The organism is Marmoricola sp. Leaf446, assembly GCF_001424755.1.
Taxonomy (GTDB): Bacteria; Actinomycetota; Actinomycetes; order Propionibacteriales; family Nocardioidaceae; genus Marmoricola.
The window spans coordinates 397,461-404,658 of sequence record NZ_LMRF01000002.1 but is presented as its reverse complement, the minus strand read 5'-3'; the positions used below and the strand labels follow the sequence as shown (position 1 = coordinate 404,658).

Below are 7,198 nucleotides of genomic sequence, written 5' to 3'. Positions count from 1 at the left end.
CACTTCTTGCGGCCACCGTCCATGAGCTTGACGTCCTGGTGGCCGTAGAGCTTGAAGTACCAGAAGGCGTAGGCGGCGAACCAGTTGTTGTTGCCGCCGTAGAGCACCACGGTGGAGTCGTTAGCGACGCCGCGGCTGGAGAGCAGCTGCTCGAACTGCTCCTTGTTGACGAAGTCGCGACGGACCTGGTCCTGGAGGTCGGTGGTCCAGTCGAGCTTGATCGCGTTGCGGATGTGGCCCTTGTCGTAGGCCGAGGTGTCCTCGTCGACCTCGATCAGGACCACGTTGCTGTCGTCGAGGTGCTCCTCGACCCAGTCGACGTCGACCAGTGCGTTCTCGCGGCTCATGTGTGCCTCTTCTTCTCGGTGGTGGGGAACGGGTGGATCAGGGGGGTCAGGCGTTGGCAGGAGTACGCCGCTCGGCCCGAGAGCCGGTGACGCGGCGGATCAGCAGGTACATCTCGCAGCCCAGGCACAGCCCGAAGACCGCGTTGAGCAGGGCGGCGACCAGGGCCAGACCGGTGGCCACCAGACCCAGGACGGGCAGGCCGACCAGGTAGCCGAGCAGGCCGACGACGGCGAAGGCGAGGCCGACCGCCTGGGCGAAGCGCGGGGGCTGCGGGTCCTCGAGGTGGTCGGGAGCGGAGAGCCTCGGCCGCACGAGGTGGCGGAACAGCCACGCGGCCGGCGTCCGCTGCACGCCGAGCGCGACCCCAGCGGCGAAGAGCACGGCCTGCACGGCCAGCAGGCCGACCCCGACGGCGCCCGGGGCGGTGAGGAGACTCAGCGCCAGGACGGCAGTGGTGAGGACGGCATTGAACTGCGGTCCGCGCGGGTCGATCTGACCCTGGTGCTGCGACATGGCTCTCCTGGTGGCCTCGACGACGGTGGTGTCCGGTGGTCGCCAGCGCTCGGACGCGCGGGCGGCACGACGCACCTCATCGGTCGGCCGGTGTGGCCCGGGGTGCGGTCGCGTCAGGACATTCGACACAGAGACGAGCGCACGCGGCAGTGGTCGACTGCGCGGCGACGGGTCAGCATGGTCGTGGGCACGAGAGCGACCCTAGGCAACTCCATCCGGCCGACGCTCATCGCGTCCCGAAATGTGGACACCTTGCTCACATGTTGGACGGTCACGCCTCGACCGCCGCTGCCAGCGCGTGAAGCACTTGCTGCTTGCTGGGGGCGCCCGACGCGCGCGTCACCTCGCGTCCGTGAGCGTCCAGGACGAGCGTGGTCGGGGTTCGCAGGACGCCGAGGCGGCGTACGACGTCGAGGTGCTGCTCGGCGTCGACCTCCACGTGCGCAACGCCCGGAGTCACCGCCACGACTTCGCTCAACGTGCGACGCGTCGCGCGGCAGGGGGCGCAGAAGGCCGAGCTGAACTGCAGCAGGGTGGCCCGCTCCCCCGCCTCGTCGACCCACGGGGTGTCGGCGAGGAGCGAGGGCTCCTCCGCCGACTCGGGGACGGCGGGCTCGCGGCGGAAACGCCCGTCGATCAGGGCGCGGTAGCCGCCGAACAGGCCGGCCACGATGAGGGCGGCCAGCAGGACAGCAGTTCCTAGGGACATGAACGATGAACGACCAGGGGCGCAATCGCATTCCGGGCCTACCTGTTTCGGCCGCTAACGGTTGCCTCTCAGGCTGGAGCTAGACCGTTTTGAGTTGCCGCCTCGGGCAGCAATCACGTCCGCCACCCAAGGCCGCTAGCACATGCTTGGGTTTGGTACAGAGGATCATTACAGACCAAGATGACTGAGAAAGGGCGGAACCCCAGGTGCCATCTTGATGGCTGCGCCCCCTTGTTGGTTACGCCCAGTTACACCACCGTCTTGGCGGGGAGAGTTCGCCACTCCAACTTATCGAAGACGCACAGGTAACCTTGGGACACAACCATTCACAAGAGCGATGCGACCGCTTCGGGTCGTGCAGCGAACACGTCAGTGCCCTCCTCTGAGCCAGTCGGGACAAGTTTGCCGGCCCTCGTCGGTCGGTAGAGCTCATAGCCCACCTCGTCCAGCACGGCTTTAAGTTCTGCCCGAGATTCTCCGAAGTTTGTCTGGGCGCATTCGTTCCATTCCAGCTGGAGCAGGTCTATGCGGCGCCCGCGGAGTGCCTCCAAGGCCCCGATGACAACTTGACGCTCGGCGCCCTCGACATCGACCTTCATGCCCCGTACATGGCGCCCGGCGATGCGGTCGTCGAAGCGTTCTCCAAGAACCGCTCGACCTTGGCCAGCCATAACGATATGATTCATCGAATCAAGTTCTTCACTGAAGCTGAGCGTTGTCTTACGAGCGGTGAGGGCGCATTCCCAAATTTCGGACTGATAATTGTTGAGTTCCAGGTTGTGACGTAAGCGTGACACATTGACCGGATCGGGCTCAACGGAGATCACGTAGGCGCCGACCTCAGCGGCGAGCACACTGTAAGTGCCGATGTTCGAGCCGACGTCCACAAAGACGTCGCCAACGGAGAGGAACCGCTTCCACACCTGCCACTCGGCGTAATCTGGTTGCCGCGCGTATGCAGCCAAGATCGAGGCACTGCTGTCGAGGGAAGCAAGCATCGTCGAACGGGCCCCGACTCGGATGAGAGTCGGCTGCCCCAGCAAACGTCCACGAACCTGGAAAGCGACAGCGCGAGCGAGCTGCCGCCCCCGCCGTCCCTCATTCGCAGGGTGGTTCCAAACCTTGACTGCGAGCCGACGCGCACCGATAGACATGTGCCGCACCCTACGACGGTCGCAGCTCCGCCGCCGGTCGAGCGAACAAATACGGCGAAGGCCACCTAGGCGAGCTAGCAGATCGGGCACCATCGATGATGCGCGCCAGGATCAACACGGCGGCTGCATCAGGACAGTCGAGGGACTTCGTTTCAGTTGTCAAGACGACCCCGGGACAGGAGCCCTGGCGTCACCGCTAGCAACGACTCTCGGACCCCGCTCGAGGGGCCAGTCTATTCGCCTGCCCGCACCATTCGCCAACAGAACAAATGCGAGGAGGACCATTGCTCCGCCCGGCGCCTGGATAGTTGGATTGACGAAAGAGATGGCCAACCCGTATAGGCCAACCAGTACCGACCACAATTTCGCGTCACGCTCCATATCCCCGCGCAACAAACGAACGAACCCTGATGCAAAAAATAGCGCGAGCGCCGCCGCCCCTACAACACCGACGTCCACAAGGGCCTCAATCCAAGTGCTGTCGAGATTCGACTGTGTTGGCGGCAGGCCGGGAATGCTGGCGCGATGGCCGTAAAAGTATCCCAAGCCAAGAAGTTTGTCGTCTTGCCACGCGTCGATCGCGCGGCCCCAAATGTTGGTTCGTCCCGTCAGTGTGGACAAAGCCTGGCGGTCCTGTCCGCGCGTTAGGTATGTCCTCACGGAGTCGCTGTAGCGAGGACCCAACCAGACAAGGGTAATCAAGATGGCCAGAACTGTGTTGAGCACCAGGGCGGCACGACGATTGGCTAGCGAAAAGAAAGCCACTGCAACCATCAGGATCCCGACGGCGATTCCGGACCGAGTGCGGGTACCTATCAACTCGGCGACATAGAGCCCTCCGAGCGAAATCGTGACAAGAGTGCTATTCGTTATCAATCGAGGCCCAACTCGTAAGAGCAGCCCAGCCAAGCCTGCGACAGCCACGAACGCGAGCGGGTTTGCCGACACCTGCGGGATGCTGCTACCTAATCTCGGCGCGAGTCCGATTTCCTCTGAAACGTATACATTGGCGGGGAAAAACGCCCACTGAATTCCCGTAGCGATCAGCAATCCGTGACAGGCCGTCGCGAGCCCCTGAACGGCTCGGTCGGAACTCGGATAATAGCGGACAAGATAGAGTACAGCCAACGCGGCGCCAGTCATCTGAATAGCCTTGAAGGCGGTCGCGGTGAAACTGTCAGACCAGACGCTCGATAAGCCAGCAATCAAACAGAACGAGATCAAACTTGCCTCAGCAAGTCCGTTCCCGTGGCGTAGGGGCCTGGCGAACGCGCGAGCGAGAACCACGCAGGCTATGGGCGCCAGTCCGCGGAAGAGGTCCAAGGGACTAAGCCCATTGGAAGTCACCTCGTCGGCACTCCGGGCCGCAGAATAAATGAACGGCGCAATCGCGCCCAACCAGAGCAAACGACGAGCCCAGTCTTCCCGGCGATGGCTACCCTGCATGACGCACGAGACTAGGGCATCGTGCCCCTGGTCCGCAGGTCGCGGGGGACCGCAACTAAAGACGATCAGATCGCGAGGGTGTAGGCCTTCACGGTTGGCCGTGCAGTCTCGGTAACACCAGCGTGTTCTTCTGTTGAAACGGACGACCGTAACGGCCGGGGTTGGAACTCACATGTTCTAACACAGCGCGGACGTCGCCTTCAAAACCTGGGGCGTAATCGTCGAAGACGATCAAACCGCCCGGCAGGACCAAGTTCGCGTACAATTCGAGGTCATTCTTAACTGCCTCGTAGGTGTGCTCGCCGTCGATAAATAAGAGGCGCAACCCCGCGGTTTCACGACTAACCTCATCGAAGGCATCGATAGACGACTTGGCGTGGATGCGCACCCAATCGGCCACACCCGCACGCTCCATATTGGCGACGAACGACTCCTTCAGATTAACCCTCGACCCACCGACGCTGTAATTCTGCTCATGCCCCGGATTTCCCTCGAACGTGTCGATCGCATGGACGATGCCGTTGCCAGTGTCCGCGCACGCCTGAGCAAGGTAAGCCGTCGACTTTCCCTGCCATGATCCGATCTCGGCAATGTCACCCTGAACGCCGCCCAACGCCAGCATGTAGAGGTGTATGCATCGGCGCTGAGGAAGCATCCCCGGAATGAAGTCGAACCGCGCCACCAACTCCGGCAGTTTGGTGGAGTCGTCTTTCACGAACGTCCGGGTGTCATCGAGGGGCTCGACCCCGAGGCCCAGGCGAGCAGCACCGCCCACGACTGCTTTGCGTATCCGCGCCTTCAGCGGAGAGTCAAAGACGTGTGAGGATTCACCAGGGGTCCGCATGGTCGGTGACCATAGTCGACCTCGTGCGCTGCTGGCCCCGCACGCCGACATCGTCAGCGCCGGTTCTAGGCGCGTTCGCGCAGGCAATCGATCCGTTGGAGCACAAACCAGGGCTCATCTACGGTAGTCACCCCCCCGCGAACGGAGGCAGGAACTCCACGCTCTGACCGGGCTGGACGAGGACGGTGGTGGGGTCGTCGGTGGTGACCGGCCGGTCGCCGACCATGACCGAGCAGCAGGCGAGCACGTCGGCGAAGCGTCGTCCCTCGTGGGTGGCGCGGGCGGTGGCCAGCAGCTCCGAGAGCGGGGTGGGGCCGGTGACCTCGACGGTGTCGGTGTCGATGCCGGCGGCGTGGCGCGCGGCGGCCCAGTAGCGCAGCGTCACGGTCGCCGTGCGGACGCTCGGGTCGGGGGCAGCGCTCACGTTGGTTATCCTTGCCTCTGGTCGGGGCGTTCTCATCAGCGTAGATGGACCGTCGCACGGCCGTTGGTCGGGAACTCACCCAGGAGGTGCCATGGGCACCCTGCTGCTGCTCACCAAGGCGTTGCAACCGTCCGCCGAGGTGCTCCCCGGCCTGGCCCTGCTCAGCCACTCGGTGAAGATCCTGCCCGCCGAGGGCAGCGCGCTGCTCGAGGCGCCCGACCACGACCTGCTGCTGGTCGACGGCCGCCGCGAGCTCGCCCAGGCGCGCGACCTGTGCCGTCTGATCCGCACCACCGGCTCCGACCAGCCGGTGCTGCTGATCGTGACAGAGGGCGGGCTCGCCGTGGTGACCCACGACTGGGGCATGGACGACGTGGTGCTCGACACCGCCGGTCCGGCCGAGATCGACGCCCGCATCCGCCTCGGCCTGGCCCGGCTGGCGGCCCGTTCCGACACCGACGACCCCGACGCGCACGTGATCCGGTCGGGCGAGGTCGTCGTCGACGAGGCGACGTACACCGCCAAGCTCGGCAAGCGGGTGCTCGACCTGACCTTCAAGGAGTTCGAGCTGCTGAAGTACCTCGTGCAGCACCCCGGCCGCGTCTTCACCCGCGACCAGCTGCTGCAGGAGGTGTGGGGCTACGACTACTTCGGCGGCACCCGCACCGTCGACGTGCACGTGCGTCGGCTGCGCGCCAAGCTCGGCACCGACCACGAGGCCCTCATCGGCACCGTGCGCAACGTCGGCTACCGCTTCGTCGCACCGCCGCGCGAGAGCCGCGAGCGCGAGGACGCCCCGAGCCGCTGAGGCCCTCCCGACGTTAGGGTTCGCGCCATGGTCGCCATCACGCACGTCGCAGCCGACGACTTCGACTGGGCGGCCGGGACCGGCCCCGCTGCCGACGTACGCCGGGTCGCTCGCGCCACCACCGCGCACGACGGCGCCACCACCCTCAACGAGCAGGCGCTGCTGCAGCTGAAGAACCGCGGTCTCCGCGACGCCGACCTCTGGCTCGCCCACCGCGACGACGCCCCCGACGCCCCCGCGGCGGGCTTCGCCTTCCGCCATGCCGAGACCCTGGTCGACCTCGCCGTCCACCCCGAGTCGCGCCGTCACGGGGTCGGCCTGGCGCTGGCCAGCGCCGCGCTGCCCGAGGGCCGCCGCGTCGAGGCGTGGTCGCACGCCGACCACCCCGCCGCCGAGCGGCTGGCGCTGCACTTCGGCCTCCCCCGCGAGCGGGAGCTGCGCATCATGAAGCGGGCGCTGACCGACCTGCCGTCCTGGACGGCGCCCGAGGGCGTGGTCATCCGCGGCTTCGAGCCCCAGGACGAGGCCGCGCTGCTCGAGGTCAACGCGAGCGCCTTCGCCCACCACCCCGAGCAGGGCCACATGAGCCACGCCGACTTCGTCGAGCGCACCAGCGAGTCGTGGTTCGACCCGTCCGGGCTGCTCGTCGCCGTCCCCGCCGACGACGCCTCGGGACTGCCGCCGATGCTCGGCTTCCACTGGACCAAGGAGCACCGCGACGAGGAGCCGCCCTACGGCGAGGTCTACGTCGTCGCGGTCAACCCCAAGGCGGCCGGCCGCGGCCTCGGCACCGTCCTGACCAACGCGGGCCTCGCCCACCTCGCCTCGCGCGGGCTCGACGAGGTGCTGCTCTACGTCGACGGCGACAACGATCCCGCCGTCGCGGTCTACACCAACCAGGGCTTCCACACCGACCGCGTCGAGGTGCAGTACCGCGGGGTCGTCAGCCTCG

General features: G+C 65.9%; 9 protein-coding genes. 2 read left to right on the top strand and 7 right to left on the bottom strand.

What is annotated here, in order from left to right; genetic code table 11:
* The 7 genes from ASG49_RS18250 to ASG49_RS09945 all read right to left on the bottom strand — a co-directional run.
* On the bottom strand, positions 1–347 hold a 347-nt coding region (locus ASG49_RS18250; protein WP_369814215.1), incomplete at its 3' end, for a sulfurtransferase.
* A 46-nt stretch (positions 348–393) separates the two neighbouring features.
* Positions 394–861, bottom strand: a complete 468-nt coding sequence (locus ASG49_RS09965) for a DUF4395 domain-containing protein (RefSeq protein ID WP_056540950.1) — start codon at positions 859–861, stop codon at positions 394–396.
* A 271-nt stretch (positions 862–1,132) separates the two neighbouring features.
* Positions 1,133–1,570: a thioredoxin family protein gene (locus ASG49_RS09960; protein WP_056540947.1), complete on the bottom strand. Its 438-nt coding sequence runs from the start codon at positions 1,568–1,570 to the stop codon at positions 1,133–1,135.
* Between the two features lie 326 nt (positions 1,571–1,896).
* Positions 1,897–2,568 (bottom strand): FkbM family methyltransferase, encoded by a 672-nt coding sequence (locus ASG49_RS09955; RefSeq protein ID WP_162244515.1) that lies wholly within the window; start codon positions 2,566–2,568, stop codon positions 1,897–1,899.
* A 315-nt stretch (positions 2,569–2,883) separates the two neighbouring features.
* On the bottom strand, positions 2,884–4,047 hold the full coding sequence (locus ASG49_RS18245; protein WP_162244514.1) for an O-antigen ligase: 1,164 nt from the start codon (positions 4,045–4,047) through the stop codon (positions 2,884–2,886).
* A 211-nt stretch (positions 4,048–4,258) separates the two neighbouring features.
* Complete coding sequence (locus tag ASG49_RS09950) at positions 4,259–5,014, bottom strand: class I SAM-dependent methyltransferase (protein WP_162244513.1); 756 nt, start codon at positions 5,012–5,014, stop codon at positions 4,259–4,261.
* A 127-nt stretch (positions 5,015–5,141) separates the two neighbouring features.
* Entirely contained in the window at positions 5,142–5,438 is a 297-nt protein-coding gene (locus ASG49_RS09945; protein WP_056540937.1) for a MoaD/ThiS family protein, read from the bottom strand.
* Between the two features lie 91 nt (positions 5,439–5,529).
* On the opposite strand from ASG49_RS09945, the gene ASG49_RS09940 reads away from it, so the two are divergent.
* A complete protein-coding gene (locus ASG49_RS09940) occupies positions 5,530–6,246 on the top strand; it encodes a response regulator transcription factor (RefSeq protein WP_056540933.1) in 717 nt (238 codons plus the stop codon).
* A gap of 27 nt (positions 6,247–6,273) precedes the next feature.
* Positions 6,274–7,198: mycothiol synthase (gene mshD / locus ASG49_RS09935; protein ID WP_082534024.1), on the top strand; the 925-nt coding region annotated here is incomplete at its 3' end.